Origin of the sequence: Streptomyces sp. NRRL WC-3626 (genome assembly GCF_000718785.1) — a bacterium.
Classification (GTDB): Bacteria; Actinomycetota; Actinomycetes; order Streptomycetales; family Streptomycetaceae; genus Streptomyces; species Streptomyces edwardsiae.
In genome coordinates this window covers 217,333-238,901 of record NZ_JOCA01000004.1, presented here as the reverse complement: position 1 = coordinate 238,901, position 21,569 = coordinate 217,333, and the positions used below count along the sequence as shown (strand labels likewise).

General features: G+C 71.0%; 16 protein-coding genes and 1 tRNA gene. 9 read left to right on the top strand and 8 right to left on the bottom strand.

Features of this window, described 5'->3' with window-relative positions; all coding sequences use genetic code 11:
* The first annotated feature begins 155 nt into the window (after positions 1 to 155).
* Positions 156 to 647, top strand: coding sequence for a hypothetical protein (locus tag IF28_RS0108820; protein ID WP_030216289.1), 492 nt, complete (start codon positions 156 to 158; stop codon positions 645 to 647).
* A gap of 115 nt (positions 648 to 762) precedes the next feature.
* Here the strand turns inward: IF28_RS0108820 and IF28_RS0108815 are convergent, their stop codons facing one another.
* Entirely contained in the window at positions 763 to 1,548 is a 786-nt protein-coding gene (locus IF28_RS0108815) for an HNH endonuclease family protein (RefSeq protein WP_030216288.1), read from the bottom strand.
* A gap of 164 nt (positions 1,549 to 1,712) precedes the next feature.
* Here IF28_RS0108815 and IF28_RS0108810 point away from each other — a divergent pair, with 164 nt between their 5' ends.
* Positions 1,713 to 1,898: an antitoxin gene (locus IF28_RS0108810; RefSeq protein WP_030216287.1), complete on the top strand. Its 186-nt coding sequence runs from the start codon at positions 1,713 to 1,715 to the stop codon at positions 1,896 to 1,898.
* A 66-nt stretch (positions 1,899 to 1,964) separates the two neighbouring features.
* On the opposite strand, the gene mfd is transcribed toward IF28_RS0108810, so the two are convergent.
* The 6 genes from mfd to IF28_RS0108770 form a co-directional block, all read right to left on the bottom strand.
* Entirely contained in the window at positions 1,965 to 5,498 is a 3,534-nt protein-coding gene (mfd, locus tag IF28_RS0108805; RefSeq protein ID WP_030216286.1) for a transcription-repair coupling factor, read from the bottom strand.
* A gap of 302 nt (positions 5,499 to 5,800) precedes the next feature.
* Positions 5,801 to 8,380: an ABC transporter permease gene (locus IF28_RS0108800; RefSeq protein WP_030216284.1), complete on the bottom strand. Its 2,580-nt coding sequence runs from the start codon at positions 8,378 to 8,380 to the stop codon at positions 5,801 to 5,803.
* On the bottom strand, positions 8,377 to 9,165 hold the full coding sequence (locus tag IF28_RS0108795) for an ABC transporter ATP-binding protein (protein ID WP_030216281.1): 789 nt from the start codon (positions 9,163 to 9,165) through the stop codon (positions 8,377 to 8,379). The genes IF28_RS0108800 and IF28_RS0108795 overlap by 4 nt, the downstream gene beginning before the upstream one ends.
* Before the next feature lie 465 nt (positions 9,166 to 9,630).
* On the bottom strand, positions 9,631 to 10,515 hold the full coding sequence (locus IF28_RS0108790; RefSeq protein WP_234325037.1) for a cellulose-binding protein: 885 nt from the start codon (positions 10,513 to 10,515) through the stop codon (positions 9,631 to 9,633).
* Between the two features lie 205 nt (positions 10,516 to 10,720).
* Positions 10,721 to 13,210, bottom strand: coding sequence for an SUKH-4 family immunity protein (locus tag IF28_RS37605; RefSeq protein WP_078620961.1), 2,490 nt, complete (start codon positions 13,208 to 13,210; stop codon positions 10,721 to 10,723).
* 9 nt (positions 13,211 to 13,219) lie between these two features.
* Positions 13,220 to 14,203, bottom strand: a complete 984-nt coding sequence (locus tag IF28_RS0108770; protein WP_030216277.1) for an SMI1/KNR4 family protein — start codon at positions 14,201 to 14,203, stop codon at positions 13,220 to 13,222.
* A 343-nt stretch (positions 14,204 to 14,546) separates the two neighbouring features.
* Between IF28_RS0108770 and IF28_RS0108765 the strand changes: the two genes are divergently transcribed.
* A complete protein-coding gene (locus tag IF28_RS0108765) occupies positions 14,547 to 15,071 on the top strand; it encodes a YwqJ-related putative deaminase (protein WP_030216276.1) in 525 nt (174 codons plus the stop codon).
* A gap of 42 nt (positions 15,072 to 15,113) precedes the next feature.
* A complete protein-coding gene (locus IF28_RS0108760) occupies positions 15,114 to 15,608 on the top strand; it encodes an SUKH-3 domain-containing protein (protein ID WP_030216275.1) in 495 nt (164 codons plus the stop codon).
* 16 nt (positions 15,609 to 15,624) lie between these two features.
* On the opposite strand, the gene IF28_RS0108755 is transcribed toward IF28_RS0108760, so the two are convergent.
* Positions 15,625 to 16,929 carry a sensor histidine kinase gene (locus IF28_RS0108755; protein ID WP_030216274.1) on the bottom strand — a complete coding sequence of 435 codons (1,305 nt, stop codon included), beginning with the start codon at positions 16,927 to 16,929 and terminating at the stop codon, positions 15,625 to 15,627.
* Positions 16,930 to 17,090: 161 nt separating this feature from the next.
* Between IF28_RS0108755 and IF28_RS39410 the strand changes: the two genes are divergently transcribed.
* The 5 genes from IF28_RS39410 (at position 17,091) to IF28_RS0108730 (ending at position 21,507) form a co-directional block, all read left to right on the top strand.
* On the top strand, positions 17,091 to 17,969 hold the full coding sequence (locus IF28_RS39410) for a hypothetical protein (RefSeq protein WP_030216273.1): 879 nt from the start codon (positions 17,091 to 17,093) through the stop codon (positions 17,967 to 17,969).
* 11 nt (positions 17,970 to 17,980) lie between these two features.
* A tRNA-Gln gene (locus IF28_RS0108745) sits at positions 17,981 to 18,051 on the top strand.
* Positions 18,052 to 18,184: 133 nt separating this feature from the next.
* A complete protein-coding gene (gene glmU, locus IF28_RS0108740; protein ID WP_078620959.1) occupies positions 18,185 to 19,630 on the top strand; it encodes a bifunctional UDP-N-acetylglucosamine diphosphorylase/glucosamine-1-phosphate N-acetyltransferase GlmU in 1,446 nt (481 codons plus the stop codon).
* Positions 19,631 to 19,718: 88 nt separating this feature from the next.
* Positions 19,719 to 20,699, top strand: a complete 981-nt coding sequence (locus IF28_RS0108735; protein ID WP_030216271.1) for a ribose-phosphate diphosphokinase — start codon at positions 19,719 to 19,721, stop codon at positions 20,697 to 20,699.
* 223 nt (positions 20,700 to 20,922) lie between these two features.
* Positions 20,923 to 21,507, top strand: a complete 585-nt coding sequence (locus tag IF28_RS0108730; protein WP_030216270.1) for a 50S ribosomal protein L25/general stress protein Ctc — start codon at positions 20,923 to 20,925, stop codon at positions 21,505 to 21,507.
* The last annotated feature ends 62 nt before the right edge of the window (positions 21,508 to 21,569 follow it).

Genomic DNA, 21,569 nt, shown 5'->3' with positions numbered 1-21,569 from the left:
TATACAGACAAGCATAAGAACATATAGTTCACGGGTCAGCACTGCGACATGCACGTAAACCATGTTGACGCGATACACACACTCTGGTCTCATTGACCCCGCGAACGAGCGGTCGCCGACGGACGGCGGTCGCCGGTATGGGAGGGGAATCAGCCATGGGCATGAAGACCAAGATCGCGCTGGGCGCCGTCGTGGGGATCGTCGTCATCGGCGCCGTCTCGGCGAACTCCGGTGACTCGGACGGCGGTTCCGGCGACTCGGGCACCTCGGCGTCCGCGGAGCAGCAGTCCGGTGGCACGAAGGCGGACGCGAAGTCCGACACGAAGTCCGACGCGAAGCCCGCCGAGGACAAGGGCACCGAGAAGGCGTCCCAGGCCGACCGGTTCAAGGCGTTCGTGCAGAAGAACGGGACGCCGCAGGAGAAGGACGCCGTCGCGCACGTCACCAAGGTCCAGGGGGCGGAGGAGCAGAACGACATCCTCGACGCCGCCGACATCTACACCGACTTCACCGGCGGGATCATGGGCGAGGGGACGGGCCCCGCCAAGCTGCTCGCGTCGGCGTTCGCCGACTGGAAGCAGAGCGACAACGGTCTCGTCACCGTCTACGACGCCGACGGCGAACTGCTCGGCACCGGCAACTTCTGAGGTCGGACGCCGTACGTCGCCGCCGAGGGCAAGCCGTATCCGCCGCGGTTCGACAGCGCGCCCGGCCGTTCACCACGGGCCGGACCGGACGGCCGGGCACCCGGTCACGGTCCGCTCAGCCGCCGCACTGCTCCAGCATCATCCGCCGGTCGGCCGTCGTCACCGGCATCTCGTACTTGACGGCGACCTGCGCGAACCGGACCGCGTACGCGCACCGGATGCCCTTGTCCGGCGGCAGCCAGGACGCCGGGCCGGAGTCGCTCTTGGCCGAGTTGGCGCGCCCCTGTACGGGGATCAGATTGAGGGTGTCGTTCGCCAGCTGCTTCCGCTTCGCCTCCGGCCAGCGCGAGGACCCCATCTGCCAGCTGTAGGAGAGCGGCACGACGTGGTCTATCTGCACCTCGGCGGCCTTCTGCTTGCGCCACTCGATCGTCGTCCCGGTGTACGGGTCGTCCAGCGTCATGGCGATCACCACACAGTCGGAACCGGACTTGAACCGCAGCTCCTGCCCGTCGCGCTGGAGCAGATCGTTCCGGGTGTCGCACCCGTTCCGGGCGAGCGGGACGCCGTCGGCCGTGTCCATCCAGGCGTAGCCGAACTCGTCGCGGTCGTAGCCGGTCTTCGGGCCGCGGCCCTTGGTGGTCACCTTGGTGATGATCGCGACGGCCGCGTCCCGGTCCGCGTCGCCCGTCACCGGGGCGAGGCCCGGCTTGGTGCCGTCCGGGTTGTCCAGCGGGCTGACGGCGCGCCCGTCGGAGGCGGCGCCCGCGCCTTTGCCGCCCCCCGGGGAGCCGGCACCCGGATCGTCCAGTCCCTCGCAGCCGGCCAGGAGAGCCACCGCGGCGATCACCGCCGGCGCCGTACGTCCCGCCCGCACGCCCCACCCCTTGTTCCGCGTCACCGCGCCCCTCCTCTGTTCTCAGGTCTTCTGCCCTGGCATGAACGCATCGATCCGGAAGTCACCGTAACGAGTGAGAGGTCCAGACCAATTCGGGGCCCCATGGGCATTTGGGACAAAGCGCGCGTATGGTCGGTGGTGAGTCCCCTCCGAAAAGGAGCTCCTGCATGGGCATCCTCGACAAGCTCAAGGGCAACAAGGCGGCGCGCGACAAGGCCAAGCAGGCCTCGGACGCCGCGGAGAAGAAAATGAACGAGAGGACCGGTGGCAAGTACGAGCAGCAGATCGACACCGGTCAGCAGCAGGCCGAACGCCGGCTGGGCATGGACCGCGACCGTCCGGACCAGCCGTAGGGTCTCGCGCACTCGTGAGGGCCGTCCACGGCGAGCCGACGCCGTGGGCGGCTTCTCACGTCCGGGTCAGGAGCCCAGCACCGACGTCAGGAACTCCCCGACCCAGCCCAGCAGTTCCCGCCCGATCAGCGGCTTGCCGCCCACCTTCGCGGTCTTCGGGCGCGGTACCAGCACCTGATGCGCGGTCGCCTTGATGACCGTACCGGGGTAGAGGCGCTTCAGGCGCAGTTCCTGCGACTCGCGCAACTCCACCGGCGCGAAGCGGATGTTGGTGCCCTGGAGCACGATCTCGCCGACGCCGCACGCGCGGGCCAGCATCCGCAGCCCCGCCACCAGCAGCAGGTTCTCCACCGGCTCCGGCAGCTTGCCGTAGCGGTCGACGAGTTCCTCGCGTACGGCTTTGATGTCCTCCTCGCTGTTCGCGGAGGCGATCGCCCGGTACGCCTGGAGGCGCAGCCGCTCGCCGGGCGCGTAGTCGTGCGGGACGTGCGCGTCGACGGGCAGCTCGATCTTCACCTCGAGCGGCGGCTCCTCCTCGATCTCCCCGGTCTCCAGCTGACGCCGGTAGTCCGCGACCGCCTCGCCCACCATCCGCACGTACAGGTCGAAGCCGACACCCGCGATATGGCCGGACTGCTCGCCGCCGAGGAGGTTGCCCGCGCCGCGGATCTCCAGGTCCTTCATCGCCACGTACATGCCCGCGCCCATCTCGGTGTGCTGGGCGATCGTCGCGAGCCGCTCGTGCGCGGTCTCCGTCAGCGGCTTCTCCGGCGGGTACAGGAAGTAGGCGTACCCGCGCTCGCGCCCTCGTCCCACGCGGCCGCGCAGCTGGTGCAGCTGGCTGAGGCCGAAGTTGTCGCCGCGCTCCACGATGAGGGTGTTGGCGTTGGAGATGTCGATGCCGGACTCGACGATCGTCGTCGACACCAGTACGTCGAACTTCTTCTCCCAGAAGTCGACGACGACCTGCTCCAGCGCCGACTCCGACATCTGCCCGTGCGCGGTCGCGATCCGCGCCTCGGGCACGATCTCGCGCAGCCGGGCCGCCGCGCGGTCGATCGACTCGACCCGGTTGTGGATGTAGAACACCTGGCCCTCACGCAGCAGTTCGCGGCGGATGGCGGCGCCGATCTGCTTCTGCTCGTACGGGCCGACGAAGGTCAGCACCGGGTGGCGCTCCTCCGGCGGGGTGGTGATCGTCGACATCTCGCGGATGCCGGTCACCGCCATCTCCAGGGTGCGCGGGATGGGGGTGGCGGACATCGTCAGTACGTCGACGTTGGCGCGGAGCTTCTTCAGCTGCTCCTTGTGCTCGACACCGAAGCGCTGCTCCTCGTCGACGATGACCAGGCCCAGGTCCTTGAACTTGGTCTCCGAGGAGAACAGGCGGTGGGTGCCGATGACGACGTCCACCGAACCCTCGCGCAGCCCCTCCAGGGTCGCCTTCGCCTCCGTGTCGGTCTGGAAGCGGGACAGCGCCCTCACCTTCACCGGGAACTGCGCGTACCGCTCGCCGAACGTCCCGAAGTGCTGCTGCACCAGCAGCGTGGTGGGGACGAGCACGGCCACCTGCTTGCCGTCCTGTACGGCCTTGAACGCGGCCCGTACCGCGATCTCCGTCTTGCCGTAGCCGACGTCGCCGCAGATCAGCCGGTCCATGGGGACCGACTTCTCCATGTCCTCCTTGACCTCGGCGATGGTGGTGAGCTGGTCGGGCGTCTCCGCGTACGGGAACGCGTCCTCCAGCTCGCGCTGCCACGGTGTGTCGGGCCCGAAGGTGTGGCCGGGGGCCGCCATGCGCGCGCTGTAGAGCTTGATCAGGTCGGCGGCGATCTCCTTGACGGCCTTCTTGGCGCGCGCCTTGGTCTTGGTCCAGTCGGCGCCGCCCAGGCGGTGCAGGGTGGGGGCCTCGCCGCCGACGTACTTGGTGATCTGCTCCAGCTGGTCGGTGGGGATGTAGAGCCGGTCGCCGGGCTGGCCGCGCTTGGCGGGGGCGTACTCCACGACCAGGTACTCACGGGTGGCGCCCTGCACGGTGCGCTGCACCATCTCGATGTAGCGGCCCACGCCGTGCTGCTCGTGGACGATGTAGTCGCCCGGCTCCAGGGTGAGCGGGTCGATGGTCTTGCGGCGCCGGGCCGGCATCCGGGCGCCCTCGCGGCCGGACGCCTTCTGACCGGTCAGGTCGGTCTCGGTGAGGACGGCCAGCTTGAGCGCCGGGTCGACGAAGCCGTGGTCGATGCAGCCGCAGGAGACGTGCACCAGGGAGGGGGTGATGTCGCCGAGGTCCGTGTCGAGCCGGGCGGCGATGCCCTCACCGCCGAGCACCTCGACCGTGCGGGAGGCCGGGCCGTGGCCCTCGGTGACGAACACCGTGCGCCAGCCGTCGGCGAGCCAGCCCTTGGTGTCGGCGAGCGCCCGCGCGGTGTCGCCGCGGTAGGTCTCGGGGGCGTGCATGCCGAGCTTGAGGGTGTCGCTGTCGAGCTCTTCGTCGGCCGCGAACGGCGACACCGACCACCACATCATGTCCAGCTCGCGGGCCCGGTCGCGGACGTCCGCGAGGGACCACAGGGAGGCGGCGCCGACGTCGATGGGCGCCTCGCCTCCGCCGGCCGTGGCGGCCCAGGACGCCTGGAGGAACTCCTGGCTCGTCGCCACCAGGTCGGTGGCCCGGGTCCGCACCCTCTCCGGGTCGCAGACGACGGCCATGGATCCCTCGGGCAGCACGTCGAGCAGCAGCTCCATGTCGTCCACGAGGACGGGGGCGAGGGATTCCATGCCCTCGACGGCGATGCCCTCGGCGATCCTGCCGAGCAGTTCGCCGAGCTCCGGGTGCTGCTCGGCGAGGACCCGCGCGCGCTCGCGTACGTCGTTTGTGAGCAGGAGTTCGCGGCAGGGCGGGGCCCACAGGCCGTGCTCGGCGACCTCCAGGGAGCGCTGGTCGGCGACCTTGAAGTAGCGGATCTCCTCGACGTCGTCGCCCCAGAACTCCACCCGCAGGGGGTGTTCCTCGGTGGGCGGGAACACGTCGAGGATGCCGCCGCGTACGGCGAACTCGCCGCGCTTCTCGACGAGCTCCACGCGTGCGTACGCGGCGGCGGCGAGGGCCTCGACGATCTCGTTCAGGTCGGCGCTCCGCCCTGTCCGCAGCGCTACCGGTTCCAGGTCGCCCAGGCCCTTGACCTGCGGCTGGAGCACGGAGCGTACGGGCGCCACGACGACGGAGACCGGGCCGGTCCCGGGGTCGTCCTGCCGGGGGTGGGCGAGACGGCGCAGTACGGCGAGACGGCGGCCGACGGTGTCGCTGCGGGGGCTGAGGCGCTCGTGCGGGAGTGTCTCCCAGGACGGGTACTCCACGACGCCCTCGGGCGGGAGCAGGGAGCGCAGGGCCGCGGCCAGGTCCTCTGCCTCGCGGCCCGTCGCCGTGACCGCGAGGACGGGGCGGCCGGTGTCGCGGGCGAGCGCGGCGACCGCGAAGGGGCGGGCGGCGGGCGGGCCGACGAGGTCGACGTGCATACGGTTGCCGTCCGCGGCGGCGGCGACCGCCTCCGCGAGGGCGGTGTCCTTGACTACGGCGTCGAGCAGACCGTGCAGGCTCATTCGGGGCGCTTTCCGTCCGGGGGTGTGCAACACGACGGGCCCGACACGCGTGGCGGGCCGGGGTGCTCTCCAGCGTACGTCGCCGCGCGGGCGGGTGCCGGGGGCTGTGGACGACGCCGGTTGACGGCCGGAGTGGTCCGGCCCGAAGGGGCGCGGGGAACCGCGCGACCAACCCCCACTCGGCCGCAGCCGGAGGACCCTCGCCGCGCGCATCGGTCGCACAGCCGGACACCCGGTGCGGGAAAGTCCCCCAAGGACTCCCCCGCACCGGGTGTTTCCCCCGCAACCCCCGTATGCGGTGGCTATTCCGTGGCGATCGCGTTCAGGACGTTCATCCGCCCCGCCCGGAACGCCGGCACCAGTGCCGCGAACAGACCCACGAAGGCCGAGCCGATGAACACGCCCGTGATCGTCGGCCACGGAATGTCGAGCACCTTCAGACCCTCCAGCGCGAGCAGCTGCTGCGCCGTGGCGCCCCAGCCCATCCCCAGCCCGAGCCCCAGCAGCGCGCCGAAGAGGGCGATCACCACCGACTCCATGCGGATCATGCGGCGCAGCTGCCGGCGCGAGAGGCCGATGGCCCGCATCAGGCCGATCTCCCGGGTGCGTTCCACCACCGACAGGGCCAGCGTGTTCACCACACCGAGGATCGCGACGACGATCGCCAGGGCCAGCAGGCCGTAGATCATGTTCAGCAGCTGGCCGATCTGGTCCTGCAGCGCCTCCTTGTAGTCCGTCTGGTCCCGCACGGTGTACTGCGGGTAGTCGTGCAGCGACTCCTTCAGCGTCTTGTACGCGGCCTCCTGCTGCCCGTCCTTGGCCGAGGCGAAGACCAGCGTGTCGAGCGGCATCCTGTCGGCCGGCACATACCGGGCGAGGGTCTCGATGGACGTGTACATCGCGCCGGCGTCGATGACGCCCTCGCTGCTGGTGATCGCCCGGACCGTCAGCGAGCCCGTCTCACCGTCCTTGAACGCGACGTCGACCTTCGAGCCGAGCTTGATCCCGTGGTCCTTGGCGTAGTCCTCGTGCACGGACATCGCACCGGGCTCGTACGCGTCGGCCAGCTTGCCCGCGACCGTCTCGACCCGCAGGTCGGTCGCGTACGTCGGGTCGGCCGCGGTGATCGCCGTGTCCTTGGACGTCCTGCCGTCGGGCGTGGTGAAGTCGGCCTCGGTCCACTTGTACTCGGTGACCCGCTCCAGCTCGGGCGTGTTCTTCACGGCCTCGACGGCCTGCGGGGTGATCACCTGACCGGTGTCGGACTGGATGATGAAGTCCGTGCCGACCGTCTTGTCGAGCTCCTCCGTCGCCGAGGCGACCATCGACGAGCCGACCACGGACAGGCACGCCACCAGCGCCAGGCCGATCATCAGCGCGGCGCCCGTCGCACCGGTCCGGCGCGGATTGCGCAGGGCGTTGCGCTCGGCCATGCGGCCCACCGGGCCGAAGGCCCGCAGCAGGATCGCGCCGAGGACGCGCACCACACCGCTCGCCAGCACCGGGCCGACGACGACGAAGCCGATCAGGGACAGCACCACACCCAGGCCCAGCCACATCGAGCCGTCCGTGGCCTTGTCCGCGCTGCCCGCGAGGTACAGGGCGAGGCCGCCGGCACCGGTGAACACCAGGCCGATCCCGCCGCGGATCCAGCCGGCCCTGGCGTCCGCCGGCGTACCGGCGTCGCGCAGCGCGGCCATCGGCGAGATCTTCCCGGCCCGGCGGGCGGGCAGGTAGGCCGCGAGGACCGTGACGACCACGCCGAGGAGCAGTCCGAGCGCGGGGGTCGTCCAGGCCACCGTGAGGTCGTCCGTGGACAGGTCCATGCCCGCCATGCCCATGAGCTTCATCAGGCCGACCGCGAGACCGACGCCCGCGCCGACCCCGAGGACCGAGCCGAACACCCCGAGCAGCAGCGCCTCCACCAGCACCGAGCGGTTGACCTGCTTGCGGGACGAGCCGATGGCCCGCATCAGGCCGATCTCCCGGGTGCGCTGGGCGACCAGCATGGAGAAGGTGTTGATGATCAGGAAGATGCCGACGAGGAAGGCGATCCCGGCGAAGCCGAGCATCGCGTACTTCATGACGTTCATGAAGTCGCCGACGCTGTCCTGGTTGGCCTCGGCGGTCTCCTGCGCGGTCAGCACCTTGTAGTCGCCGCCGAGTCCGGCCACGACGTTCTTCTTCAGCTGGTCGTCGCTGACGCCGGCCGCGGCGGTGACGTTGACGTTGGTGTAGACGCCGCTCTCGCCGACCAGGGTCTGCTGGGCGGTCTTGGTGTCCAGGTAGAAGATCGCCGCACCGGGGTTGGTGACGGTGAAGTCGGCGATGCCGGAGATCTTCGCGGTGTGCGTGCCGACGACGCTGATGACACCGATCTCGTCACCGAGCTTCAGGTCGTGCTTGTCGGCGGTGTCGGCGTCGACCATGATCTGGTCCGCGCCCCGGGGAGCGGCACCGGAGGTGATCTCCATGGTGCGGGCGTCGTTGCCGTTCCAGCTGCCGACGATGGTCGGGGCGCCGCTGGTGGGCGACAGGTTGTCCTTGTCGGCGTCGACGACGGTCACCGAGGTGGAGAACACGGTGCCCTCGGCCGACTTCACTCCGTCCGCGCCCTTGACCTCGTCGAGCACGGAGGCCGGTATCACCGGCGGCTTGCCGTTGTCGGAGGTGGTCTCGCCGCTGTCGGAGGCGCCCTTGGCGCTCACGGTGACGTCCGAGGAGGTCGCCGCGAACAGCTTGTCGAACGTCGTGTTCATGGTGTCCGTGAAGACCAGCGTCCCGCACACGAACGCCACGGACAGCAGCACCGCCACCGCGGACAGCGCCATCCGCCCCTTGTGCGCGAAGAAGTTGCGCATCGAGGTCTTCAGCACGGTCATGACGTACGCCCCCGGGCGTCGAAGTCCTTCATGCGGTCGAGGACCTGATCGGCCGTCGGCTGGTGCATCTCGTCGACGATGCGGCCGTCGGCGAGGTACAGCACCCGGTCGGCGTAGGAGGCGGCCACCGGGTCGTGGGTGACCATCACGATGGTCTGGCCCAGCTCGTCCACCGAGCGGCGCAGGAAGCCGAGCACCTCGGCGCCGGCGCGGGAGTCGAGGTTTCCGGTCGGCTCGTCACCGAAGATGATCTCCGGCCGGGCGGCGAGCGCCCGCGCCACGGCGACCCGCTGCTGCTGGCCGCCGGACAGCTGGGTGGGCCGGTGCCTCAGCCGCTCCGCGAGACCGACGGTCTCCACCACCCGGTCCAGCCACGCCTTGTCGGGCTTACGGCCGGCGATGTCCATGGGCAGGGTGATGTTCTCGAGCGCGTTCAGCGTCGGCAGCAGGTTGAACGCCTGGAAGATGAACCCGATCCGGTCCCGGCGCAGCCGCGTGAGCTTCTTGTCCTTCAGGCCGGTGATCTCGGTCTCGTCCAGATAGATCTGGCCGGACGTCACGGTGTCGAGCCCGGCGAGGCAGTGCATCAGCGTGGACTTGCCGGACCCGGAGGGGCCCATGATCGCGGTGAACCGACCGCGTGCGATGTCCACGTCGACATGGTCGAGGGCGACGACACGGGTCTCCCCGGACCCGTACGCCTTCACGACCTGCCGCGCCCGCGCGGCAACGGCCGTACTCCCTCCAGTGCCCCCGTGCCTGGGAATGGTCACAGCCGATGTCACGGTAATTCTCCTATGTCGGTCAGGGGATGAGAAGGCGGTGCCGGGCGGCCGCCGCGTCGTCCCCGGCTGCCACGTGGTGCGTGTTCGTGCGATGTGCTTCAGTCTCGCGGGAGTGAGGGGTCGAGCGCCCTGGTGCCCAGCGCAGTCTTCTCCTGAGGAAAACCCCACCCCCGCCCCTGGGCTTTACCGCCCCCCAGCGGCGTAAAGCCAGGTTAAGGACGCCCCCCGCCCCGTCTCGTCCTCCGTCGGTACGAACCCTCCCCGAGCCGTAGTACGGAGGTACCCCTAGGGGCTCTCCTCCGATGGGCCGAGTCCGTCTCAGGGTTCCTCCGCCTCCCGACCCACCCGGCCTCGCCCCTGCCGCGGCGTGAGGGTCACGTACGCGGCCGTGCGACGGGGTTCGGACAGCACCACGGCGCGGGCCGTCCCCGACAGCCCGCGCCGCACCCGAAGCCCCGGCTCACCTCACTCCACGACGCGCCCCGTCAGCGCGCTGAGGCTCGCGCACACGTGGTCCATGTGGGTCTGTACGTCCTCCCGCATGTCGGCGTGGTCGCGCACCACCCGTTCGGTCTCCCGCGCGACGCCCTCCGCGCGGGCGTGCGCCTCGGCCACCAGTTCCGCCGCCCGCTCCCGCGCCTCCTCCGCACGACGCCCGGCCGCCTCCTCCGCGTCGGCGAACGTCTGCCGCGCCTCGGCCAGCACCCGCTCGGCACGCTCCTCCGCCGCCGCCTGCCGGGCGCCCAGCTCGGCCACCCGCGCGGCCTCCTCCCGCGCCACCTCGTCCAGCAGTTCCGCCTGCGCCCCGGCCGCCTCGGCGAGCAGCCCCGAGGTGCGTTCCCGCATCTCCCGCAGTGCCGCCAGCGTCCGGCCGCGCAGCTCCTTCACCTCGAGTCTGGCCTCGACGCGGATCTCGTCGGCCCGCGCGCGGGCCGCCGCCAGCAGCTCCCGCGCGTGTTCGTCCGCCTCGGCGCGCACACCGGCCGCGTGCGCCTGGGCGGCCTCCCGCATGCCGGTCGCGTCGTCCCCCGCCAGGTCCGCGAGGTCCCGAGCGTGCTGCCGCGCGGAGTCCCGTACGGCCGTGGCCTCCTCCTCGGTCAGCTCGAACAGCCGCCGCGCGCTCTCCCCCAGCGACTCGTACGTCTGCGGCGCCAGCCCCGCCACCCGCACCCGCAGCAGCTCCAGTTCCTCCTCCATCTCCCGCGCGAGCACGGTGAGCCGCGCGGCCCGCTCCCAGGCGGCGTCACGACGCCCCGAGAGGCCCTCGACGTACGCGATCACCTGCAAGGGACGGTAGCCACGCCCCCGTACGACCTCGAAGCCCTGCGACGACACCGATGCGCTGCTCACCCTGGAACCCCTCTCCACCGACGGACCCGAAGCCCAGCACGAACGACCGAGCACGAAATGGGATGAATCGCGCACATCCTGGTGGATCACACGTAAGTGTTCATAACGCGACACTCCGCACGGGTGGCACGCAAAAGGCCGGGCCCGGTCGTGATGACGACCGGGCCCGGCTCCTTCCGCGACGGTGGCGCTCAGCGCCGACGGGTCACAGCAGCCCGTCCCACATCTGCTCCAGCAGCACCGACCACCAGCTCTCCGGCGAACCCAGCGCCGCCGGGTCCAGCGCCGCCAGCTGCGCCTGGAAGTCGACGGTCCAGCGGCCCGCCTGCTCCTGGTTCAGCCCGAACCGCAGCCGCCACATCCGGCCCAGCAGCGCGAGACAGCGCGCGAACTCCGGCAGCCCGGTGTTCACGAACTGCGGCGGCACCGGCGCACCGCCCGGCCCGGCCTCCACCGGCACCGCGACGATGTTCGCCGTGCCGTACTGCACACAGATCGCCTTGCCGAAGTCGCTGCCCATCACCAGGTACGACCCGGCGTCCGAGGCCGGCTGCACACCGCGCTCGGCCGCCAGCTCCGCCAGCGTCGGCACCGGACGGCCCGGCTGGGCCTGCGCCCAGAAGAAGGGGCCCATGTCCATCGGCAGACCGGCCGCCACCAGCGTGTGCGCCACCACCGGCGGCACACCCTGCCGGGACACCGCCGCCTGCTCGAACCGGAACACACCCGGTCCGAACGCCGCCGCCAGCTCCTGCGCGATCGCCTCCGGCGGCACCGGCGGTACGGGCGGCACCGGCGGAATCGGCGCACGCACCGGCGCCGGACGCGCGGGACCGTCCGCGACCTGGTGCAACTCACCCTGATGGGCGATGAGTTGCCGCATCCCCTGCTGCCGGCTCGCATGATCCGTGCCGTACGGGGCGATGCTCGTGATCCGTGCCTGCGGCCACTGCTCGCGGATCATCCGCGCACAGTAGGCACCCGGCAGCTCGCACGACTCCAGCTCGGTGTGCAGCTCCAGCACCTGGCCGGGCGGCACGTTCATGGCGCGCAGCTCGTGGAAGATCTGCCACTCCGGGTGCGGCGTGCCCGGCGCGGAACGCCGGATCAGCTGCTGCTCGCTGCCGTCCTGCGCGCGGTAGCGCAGCACGGCCTGGTAGCCGGGGCCGACGGTCGGCTGACCGGCGGGCGGCTGCGGATAGCCGTACGCCGGCGGCTGCCCCGGCAGGGGCATACCGGGCGGGGGCGTGCCCGGAGGCATCCCGCCGGGCGGCATCGGCGGAGCGCCGGCGGGCATTCCGGGCGGCGCCGGCGGCGGAGGCGTACCGGGACCGCCCACCGAGGGCGCGGCCAGCACGGTCTCCGCGTGATGCACGGGGCCACGGCCGCCGGCCGTACCGGGCGCGGCGGGCGGCGCGGGGGGCTGCGGCGCACCGGGCGCGCCGGGAACCCCGGGCGGACCGGGAGGAAGCGGGGCGCCGGGCGCACCAGGAGGCCCAGAGGGCTGCGGAGCACCGGGCGCACCCGGTCCCGTACCCGACGGATCGGCGAACATCGTCGCCGCGTGATGAACCCCGCCGGGCGGCGGCGTAGGAGTACCCGGCGGAGGCGTAGGAGCCCCCGGCGGAGGCGTCGGAGCCCCCGGCGGAGGCGTCGGAGCCCCCGGCCCCTCCGGACCCAGCGACGACACCATCTGCGTCGGCACATACCCGCCCGCCGGAGCGGACGGCGGCGGCGTACCGCCCGGACGCGCCCCCGGAGCACCGGGAGCACTCGGCGGGGGCGGAGTCGACGCACCCGTGCCGCGCCTCGGCGGCGGAGTCGCCTTGCTGGTCGCGGCGTCCGCGATGTCCCCGGCGTTGGCCGCGAGCGGCCGCTCCGGCGCACCCGGACCGGCCGGCGGCGTACCCGGCGCGCCCTGCGGCGCACCCGGAGTGCCGAGCGCCGGCGAGAGTGCCGTCGGCGGCAGTTGGCTGCCGCCCGCGATCAGCGCCGTCTTCGCCTCCGGCACGGCCGGCGGGGGCGGCGGCGGAGTGTCGTCCCCCGCCTCGCTCAGCTGCTGCGCGAACACCGTCTGCGGCAGCGGCACGGAACGGTCCTCACCCGCGTCGGCGTTGGTGTCCGTACCCGCCCACGGGGTCGCCCCCACCGGCGCGCCGGCCTGGGAACCCCCGGCGGCGGGCCACGCGGCACCGCTCCCGGACCCCGGCGCGTCGGAACCCGCCGGAGCCGCGGGCGGGGCCGAAGCCGCACCGTCCGCGCCCGGACCGGAGGTCTCGGACGGCACACCCGCCCCCGACGTCTCACCCCGCCGATCCGGGATCCCCAGCCGGTCCGCGGCCTCCTGCAGCCACTCCGGCGGGCTCAACAGGAACGACGTCTGATTCAGATCCACCCGCGCCGCGGGCGCCGCCGCCGGCTCGGGCGCCGTGTCGGCACGGCCGTACTCCTCCTCGTACCGGCGGATCACCTCACCCACCGGCAGCCCCGGCCACAGCGTCGCCTCACCACTGTCGCGGGCGATCACCAGCCGCTGCGCGCCACCGTCCGAACGCGGACCGTCCGCACGGTCCTCCGCCCACACCACGAACCCGAGGCCGAACTCCCGTACCCGCACCTCACGGTGCTGGTACGACGGAACGTCCCCGTTGACCCACTCCTCAGCGCGCTCCTGCGCCTGTGCGAACGTCACCATCGCCGAAGCTCACTCCCCGGAAGAAACCGGAACGGCACGCGCGAACCCACCGTCCACCATCAGATTCGCCACCGTCTCCAGCTCCGGCGGAGACCCCGCCAGCCGGGACAGGAACACATCGAAGTCGTCGCCGCACGACAGCAGCAGCCGCTCCACCCGCTCGGCCGGCGGCCACGACGGATCCACGTCCCGCGCGTCGTCGTACCCGCAGAACCACACCGAACCCTGCCGCTCGCCGCGCACCTTCACCGCCAGCAGACCGCCCTGCACGAACGACACGCACAGATAGTCCTTGGTCAGATGGTCCCGCAGGCACTTGTTGACGTACACGAGGTCATTGACCGCCGCCTCGTCCCGCACCGTGAAGAACGGCTGGTCCACCAGCAGACCCAGCTCCGCGTCCAGCGCCGTCCCCACCGGGGCGCAGCCGCCCGCGGCCTTCAGGAACGAGCGGTACGCGCCGGGCAGCCGGTAGCCGAGATCCTCCTCGACACCCAGCACCTGCGCCTCCGTCACCGCCGCGCCCGACTTCGGCAGCCCGAAATGCGCCGGCCGCGTCTCCTGCAACGGCCGCGTGCCCCGCTTGTCGTGGTCCACCACCGAGGTCGCCACACCGCCGTGATGCCGCAGCAGCGCCTTCACCTCGACCGGCACCAGTTCCAGCCGCCGCGACCCCACCACGTGGTGCCACGTCCAGCCGTGCGGCGTCGCCACCGCCGGCACCGTGTCCCACAGTTCGTGGCCACTGGCCGACAGCGCCGCGTTCGCCGACACATAGTCCGTCAGCCGCAGCTCGTCGACACCGAAACCCTCCGGCGGCTCCGCGACCTCGGCCGCCGCACGCGCGTAGGGCGAGAAATCGGGATAGCCGCGCTCGTCCACCCGTACCCCTCTCGGGTGACGGGCCGCCCGCACCGGATCCGGGAAGTGCACGACCTGCCCGGCGTAGGCCGCGTTCGGCGGCGCGGCTTGCCCGAGCCGACCTGTCGTCATGGCGGTTGCCCCCTGCGGCACTCTGTACGTCCCCCACCGCCCGCCTTCGGACGGTTACGGAACGTGTTCGACTGTCACGTCTGTCTCGACTTCTTGACGCCCCGGCCCCCGCGGCGCCCGCGCGCACAGGCACGCGGATCACCGCACGGATCGCGGTGCCGACAGCCTATGCGGTACGACCCCACCGGTCACCGGCACCGGTCATCCACCCCTCCGGTTCCGTGACCAGCCGTCACCCTCCCGTGACAGCCCGCCCAAACCCGGGCGTGTCGCCCCGCCCCAGCTACCACATCAGCCGCGCGATTTGGCACTCTGTGACCTCCGGGGGGATGCTCGGGAGGGGATGACGATCATGAACGCGACGCAGACAGGGCCGCACAACGGCCCCTCAGGCGACCCCCGCGTCGGCTGGAGCGCCACCGACGCCGAGGGCCACGCCCCCGCCCTCCACCACCGCCGCGACGGCATCCTCCCCACCATCGCCGCCGCCCTCTCCGTCCGCGGCGCCACCCTCACCTGCACCGCCGCCCGCGGCGACACACCCCCCGCCCTCCACCCGCTCGTCCAGGACTTCCTCGACACCCTGACCAGCGACCAGCGCGACCGCTTCACCGGCCGCTGCGCCGAAACGATCCTCATCTCCCGGCACCTCACCACCGCCGACGAGGCCCGCAGCAAACGCGCCGCCCGCAAGCCCATGACCAACGGCGAAGCACGCAAAGCCCTCAAGCAGGCCAAACTCACCACCCGCCGCATCCGCGAGGACGGCGACCCCCTCCACGGCGCCTACGCCGCCCCCTGCCGCGCCTGCACCGCCCTCACCGCCCACTTCGGCGTCCGTACGGTCGACCCCGCCACCGACGGCTGACCCCCGGCCCCGCCCCCCACGACCTCGACGAACGAAGAGCAGATGCACACCGACCGCACCTCCTCCACCCGCTTCGCCGTCCCCGTGGACGCCGCCCTGCGCACCGCCGGCTGGCAACCAGGACGCTGGGACATCAAGCAGGCGGAGATCTGGGCCGACACCCTGCGCGACCACACCTCACCCGCAGGCCACCGCCACTCGGTCTTCCCCGCCGCCGTCGAAGCCTGGGCCGAGTTCGGCGGACTCCGCATCCACCCGAAGGGCCCCGGACGGCAGATCGCCCCCGCCACCCTCGACCTCGACCCCCTCCACGGCCTCCACATGGCCCGCACCCTCGCCGACCTCGGCCGCGCCCTCGACACCGACGTCTGCCCCCTCGGCGCCGAAACCGACACCCGCGCACTCCTCGCCATCGACGCCCAGGGCCGCGCCTACGCCCTCGACCACACCGGCGACTGGTACCTCGGCCCCGACATCGACCACGCCCTCGCCACCCTCGTCTCCGGCATCCGGCCCGCACGCCTCACCGCCGGCTGACCGCGCGAACAGCGGGCTACGACGCCGGAATCACCGCCGACACGCGAAAGCCCCCGGCGTCCGTCGGCCCCGACACGAACACCCCGCCCAGCGCCGACACCCGCTCCTTCATCCCCACCAGCCCGTTCCCCCCGGACGGCAGCCCCGCCGACGACCCCGCCTCCGGCGCCGGCTCGTTCTCCACCTGCATCGCGATCTCCGACACCCGATGCGCCAGACGCACATACGTCTTCGCACCCGCCGCGTGCTTGTGCACGTTCGTCAGCGCCTCCTGCACCACCCGGAACGCCGTCGACTCCACCACCCGCGCATACGACCGCGACTCCCCCTCCACCGACAGATCGACGACCATCCCCGCGGCCGCCGACTGCCCCACCAGCTCCTCGATCTCCGCCAGAGACGGCCCCTCCGCCTCCTCCACCGCCCGCGACGCCGCTGCCGCCGCCGCGGCCCCCACCGCCGCCAGCGGCACCGACGCCCGCTCCCGCCGCACCGCCCCGTCCCCACCGGAACGCAGCACCCCGAGCATCTCCCGCAGCTCCGTCAACGCCTGCCGCCCCATGTCCCCCACCAGAGCGGCGTTCTTCACGGCCTTCTCGGGGTCCTTCCGCGCCACCGCCTGCAACGCCGCCGCGTGCACCACCATCAGACTCACCCGGTGCGCCACCACGTCGTGCATCTCACGCGCGATCCGCGTCCGCTCCTCGCCCCGCGCCCACTCCGCACGCTCCTCGGCCCGCTCCGCGAGCAGCTGAAGCTCCCGCTCCAGACTGTCCGCACGCTCCCGCAGACTCTCCATCAACCGCCGCCGCGCCCCCACGTACAGGCCCAGCAGCAACGGCGGCGCCGTCACCCCGATCGCCATCGTGATCGACGCGAACGGCACGATCCAGTCCCCGACGTCCAGTTCCCCGCGCGCCAGGTTCTGCCGCATCCGCACGAACATCACGATCAGCACACCCACCGACTGCATGCCGGCCAGCGACGCGATGATCCGCCGCGGCACCTCGGACGCCGCCAGCGAATACAGCCCGACGATCCCCATCAGGAAACCCATCGCCGCCGGCGTGACCGCGATCGCGACCAGCACCACCGCGATCGGCCACTGCCGCCGCACCAGCAGCACGGACCCGGCCAGCACCCCGAAGACGACGCCGACAGCCTCCGGGACTCCCGCCTCCCGCGCGAACTCGACCCCCTCGAACCCGCACTCCAGCGCGGACACCACCGCCAGCCCCGCATCGAACACGGCGCTGCGCCGCCGCTCCCACCACCACGGCCCTCCCCGGGCCGCCACCAGCTCTTCCCCCGTCGCGGTCATGCGTCCAGCCTACGGGCGCACGCCACCCCTTATCCGGCAACTTCGCACGACCGCACCACACCACACAGCACAACCGTTCAACAGCGATACCCCCCAAAATCCCTCGAACTACTGAATCGGTCACCGTTCGAGTGTGGAACATGCCATTCCGCCCGGACGGTATGCAGGTGACACACGCACCAGGCAAGTACGCCGACTTCGAAGGCCTGCGGGATCAGGCGGTCGCCCTGCGACGAGCGGGCTACAGCCTTCGGGCGATCCGCGACGAACTGAAGATCTACAACAACGACATCCTCAACCAGTTGGTGAAGGGAGAGCCACCGCCGGCCTGGACGAAGCGCCCGCGAGCCAAGGACGACCTCAAGGCCAAGGCCCGGGAACTACGCCTCCAGGGGTGGACCTACGACCAGATCGAGGCCGAACTGGGCTGCTCCCGGAGCTCGGTGTCTCTGTGGGTGCGGGATCTACCGAAGCCGGAGCGCAAGCGCACTCCCGAGGAAGCCGCAGCCATCGCCCGCCGGGGCTGGGAAGCGAAGCTGCGCGTCCGAGAGGAAGAGCGGCAGCGCACCAAGGAAGAGGCCAAGCAGGCCATCGGAAACCTGTCGGCCCGCGAGCTCTTCCTGGTGGGCGTGGGCTTGTACTGGGCGGAAGGCAGCAAGGACAAGCCGTACGACCGCCGCGAGAACGTCACCTTCGTCAACAGTGACCCAGACATGATCCGGGTTTACCTGGCCTGGCTCGACCTGCTCGGGGTGGAGCGGAAGCGCCTCCGCTTCACCGTCATGATCCACGAAAGCGCGGACGTGGCGGGCGCCGAGCGCTACTGGGCCGAACTCGTCGAGGCAGATCAATCCGCCTTCAACAAAACGGCCCTGAAGACGCACAACCCCAAGACAGTCCGAAAGAATGTTGGCGCGTCCTACCGGGGCTGCCTGGTCATCAAAGTCCTGAAGAGTGCCGAGTTGTACCGTCGCATCGAAGGCTCGTGGTACGGCATAGTGGAGGCATCGCGCGAAGCCGATCAAGCAAATCGGACATAGTGCGTACATATTCCCGGATCGTCTAAGGGTAGGACAAACGGTTTTGGTCCGTTGAATGAGGGTTCGAATCCTTCTCCGGGAGCTCACAGCACACATCACGTGCGTTCGGGTCCTGACCGGTCACCACGGTCAGGACCCGGTCTCATATCCGCCCTGAACCGCCCCGGTATCCTGCGGATGTCACCCCCACCCCCATCACAGCCGAAGGGCATCCCGTGAGCACCAGCCGCCCGGCAGCCGTCGTCGTTCTCGCAGCGGGTGAGGGCACCCGTATGAAGTCGGCCACACCGAAGGTCCTGCACGACATCTGTGGCCGTTCCCTGGTGGGTCATGTGCTCGCCGCGGCCGGTGAGCTCCAGCCGGAGCGGCTGGTCGTCGTCGTGGGGCACGCGCGCGAGAAAGTGACCGAGCATCTCGCGGGGGTCGCCCCCGAGGTGCGGACCGCCGTGCAGGCGGAGCAGAACGGCACGGGGCATGCCGTACGGATGGGCCTGGAGGAGCTGGGCGGCCGCGTCGAGGGGACCGTCGTCGTCGTGTGCGGTGACACCCCGCTGCTGACGGGCGAGACGCTGCGGCGGCTGTCGGCCACGCACTCCGCCGACGGCAACGCGGTGACGGTGCTGACGGCCGAGGTGCCGGACGCGACCGGGTACGGGCGGATCGTGCGGGACGACAGCGGTGCGGTCACGGCGATCGTGGAGCACAAGGACGCGTCCGAGACGCAGCGGGCGATCCGGGAGATCAACTCGGGTGTGTTCGCGTTCGACGGGGCGTTGCTGGCGGACGCGCTCAAGAAGGTGCGGACGGACAACAGTCAGGGCGAGGAGTATCTGACGGACGTGCTCGGGATCCTGCGTGAGGCGGGGCACCGGGTGGGTGCGTCGGTGGCGGGGGATCACCGTGAGATCGCGGGGATCAACAACCGGGTGCAGCTCTCCGAGGCGCGGCGGATCCTGAACGACCGGCTGCTGACGGCGGCCATGCTGTCCGGGGTGACCGTGATCGACCCGGCGACCACGTGGGTCGACGTCACCGTGACGTTCGAGCAGGACGCCGTCGTTCATCCGGGGACGCAGCTGCACGGGGCGACGCATCTCGGTGAGGGGTGCGAGGTCGGGCCCAACTCGCGGCTGACGGACACCCTGGTGGGTGCGGGGGCGCGGGTGGACAACACGGTCGCGGTGGGTTCCGAGGTGGGCCCCGAGGCGAGTGTGGGGCCGTACGCGTATCTGCGTCCGGGTTCGCGGCTGGCGCGCAAGGCGAAGATCGGGACGTACGTCGAGACGAAGAACGCGTCGATCGGTGAGGGGACGAAGGTTCCGCATCTGTCGTATGTGGGGGACGCGACGATCGGCGAGTTCTCGAACATCGGTGCGGCGAGCGTGTTCGTCAATTACGACGGGCAGGACAAACATCACACGACGGTCGGGTCGCACTGCAAGACGGGTTCGGACAACATGTTTGTGGCGCCTGTCACCATCGGGGACGGTGCCTACACGGCCGCCGGATCGGTGATCACGAAGGACGTGCCGGCGGGATCGCTGGCCGTGGCCCGCGGCCAGCAGCGGAATATCGAGGGCTGGGTGGCGCGCAAGCGTCCGGGGAGTGCCGCCGCGAAGGCGGCGGAGGCGGCGGCCCGGGAGCCGGCCGGCGAAGGCTGACCGGATTCCGCCCTCTCGAACAGGGCGTACCGTGATAAGTGCACTTCCGCACCGCCATCAGTTGCGACACCTCCGAGGAGATTGTGCTGTGACCGGGATCAAGACGACCGGCGAGAAGAAGATGATGTTCTTCTCCGGCCGCGCCCACCCAGAGCTTGCCGAGGAGGTCGCCCAACAGCTGGATGTGGGGGTCGTCCCGACGAAGGCCTTCGATTTCGCCAACGGTGAGATCTATGTGCGGTATCAGGAGTCGGCCCGTGGGGCCGACTGTTTCCTGATCCAGAGCCACACCGCTCCGATCAACAAGTGGATCATGGAGCAACTGATCATGATCGACGCGCTGAAGCGCGCGTCGGCCCGGTCGATCACGGTCATCGTGCCGTTCTACGGTTACGCGCGGCAGGACAAGAAGCACCGGGGGCGTGAACCGATCTCGGCGCGTCTGATCGCGGACCTGATGAAGACGGCCGGCGCCGACCGGCTGCTGGCGGTGGATCTGCACACGGACCAGATCCAGGGCTTCTTCGACGGGCCCGTCGACCACCTCTTCGCGCTGCCGCTGCTCGCGGACTACGTGGGCGCGAAGGTGGACCGTTCGAAGCTGACGGTGGTGTCCCCGGACGCGGGCCGTGTGCGGGTGGCGGACCGCTGGTGCGACCGGCTGGGCGCGCCGCTGGCGATCGTGCACAAGCGGCGCGACAAGGACGTGGCGAACCAGGTCACGGTGCACGAGGTCGTCGGTGATGTGAAGGGCCGTATCTGCGTCCTGGTCGACGACATGATCGACACGGGTGGCACGATCTGCGCCGCCGCGGACGCGCTGTTCGCGCACGGTGCGGAGGACGTCATCGTGACGGCGACGCACGGTGTGCTGTCGGGTCCGGCGGCGGACCGGCTGAAGAACTCGCGGGTGAGTGAGTTCGTGTTCACGAACACGCTGCCGACGCCGAGTGAGCTGAGCGAGTCCCTGGACAAGATCAAGGTGCTGTCGATCGCGCCGACGATCGCGCGTGCCGCGCGTGAGGTGTTCCGGGACGGCTCGGTGACGAGCCTCTTCGACGAGCAGTAGGCGACGGGCGGCGGGCCTCGTGCAGTAAGGGTTCTGCACCGGGTCCGACGGTGATCGTTTTGGGTACGGCCTCCTGGTCCGGGTAAACTGACGCAGTTGCTCGGCGAGGGAGGCCGTTCCGCTTTCACGAAGGCGGATACGGCGGTCCGTTATCGACGCGCTCTTCGTAGCAGGCCGTTCGTGGCCGGGTGACCACGTCCGTTTCTGACTTCGAGGAGTGAGTATGTCCGAGGTGAAGATCTCCGCCGCGACGCGCACCGAGTTCGGCAAGGGTGCCGCGCGCCGTATCCGTCGTGACAGCAACGTTCCCGGTGTGGTGTACGAGCACGGTCTCGAGCCGCTGCACGTGACGCTGCCGGGCCACGAGCTGCTGATGGCGCTGCGTACGCCGAACGTGCTGATCGAGCTGCTCATCGACGGCAAGGAGACCCAGCTGGCGATCCCGAAGGCCGTCCAGCGCGACCCGCTGAAGGGCTTCCTGGAGCACGTGGACCTGCTGAAGGTCAAGCGCGGCGAGACCGTCCAGGTCGAGATCCCGGTGCAGACCGAGGGCGAGCTGGCCCCGGGCGGTTACCTGCTGGAGCACGTGCTGTCCGCGCTGCCGGTCGAGGCCGAGGCCACGAACATCCCGGAGGGCGTGACCGTCTCCGTCGCGGGTCTGGAGGCCGGTGCCGCCATCCTCGCGAAGGACATCACGCTGCCGAAGGGCACCAAGCTGGCCGTCGAGGACGACGCGGTCGTCATCCAGGTGCTGTCCGCGCAGGCGGAGGAGGCCCCCGAGGGTGAGGACGAGGCCGCCGAGGCCTGATCCTCGTTCCGAGGCGTCCTTCGTGTCGGCCGCTGTTCCCGTACGGGGCAGCGGCCGACGTG

Excerpts from the sequence above, each read along its gene's own strand:
- IF28_RS0108820 (WP_030216289.1), top strand. The coding sequence starts at position 156 with ATGGGCATGAAGACCAAGATCGCGCTGGGCGCCGTCGTGGGGATCGTC.
- IF28_RS0108810 (WP_030216287.1), top strand. The coding sequence starts at position 1,713 with ATGGGCATCCTCGACAAGCTCAAGGGCAACAAGGCGGCGCGCGACAAG.
- mfd (WP_030216286.1), bottom strand. The coding sequence starts at position 5,498 with ATGAGCCTGCACGGTCTGCTCGACGCCGTAGTCAAGGACACCGCCCTC.
- IF28_RS0108800 (WP_030216284.1), bottom strand. The coding sequence starts at position 8,380 with ATGACCGTGCTGAAGACCTCGATGCGCAACTTCTTCGCGCACAAGGGG.
- IF28_RS37605 (WP_078620961.1), bottom strand. The coding sequence starts at position 13,210 with ATGGTGACGTTCGCACAGGCGCAGGAGCGCGCTGAGGAGTGGGTCAAC.
- IF28_RS0108770 (WP_030216277.1), bottom strand. The coding sequence starts at position 14,203 with ATGACGACAGGTCGGCTCGGGCAAGCCGCGCCGCCGAACGCGGCCTAC.
- IF28_RS0108765 (WP_030216276.1), top strand. The coding sequence starts at position 14,547 with ATGACGATCATGAACGCGACGCAGACAGGGCCGCACAACGGCCCCTCA.
- IF28_RS0108760 (WP_030216275.1), top strand. The coding sequence starts at position 15,114 with ATGCACACCGACCGCACCTCCTCCACCCGCTTCGCCGTCCCCGTGGAC.
- IF28_RS0108755 (WP_030216274.1), bottom strand. The coding sequence starts at position 16,929 with ATGACCGCGACGGGGGAAGAGCTGGTGGCGGCCCGGGGAGGGCCGTGG.
- IF28_RS39410 (WP_030216273.1), top strand. The coding sequence starts at position 17,091 with ATGCAGGTGACACACGCACCAGGCAAGTACGCCGACTTCGAAGGCCTG.
- IF28_RS0108730 (WP_030216270.1), top strand. The coding sequence starts at position 20,923 with ATGTCCGAGGTGAAGATCTCCGCCGCGACGCGCACCGAGTTCGGCAAG.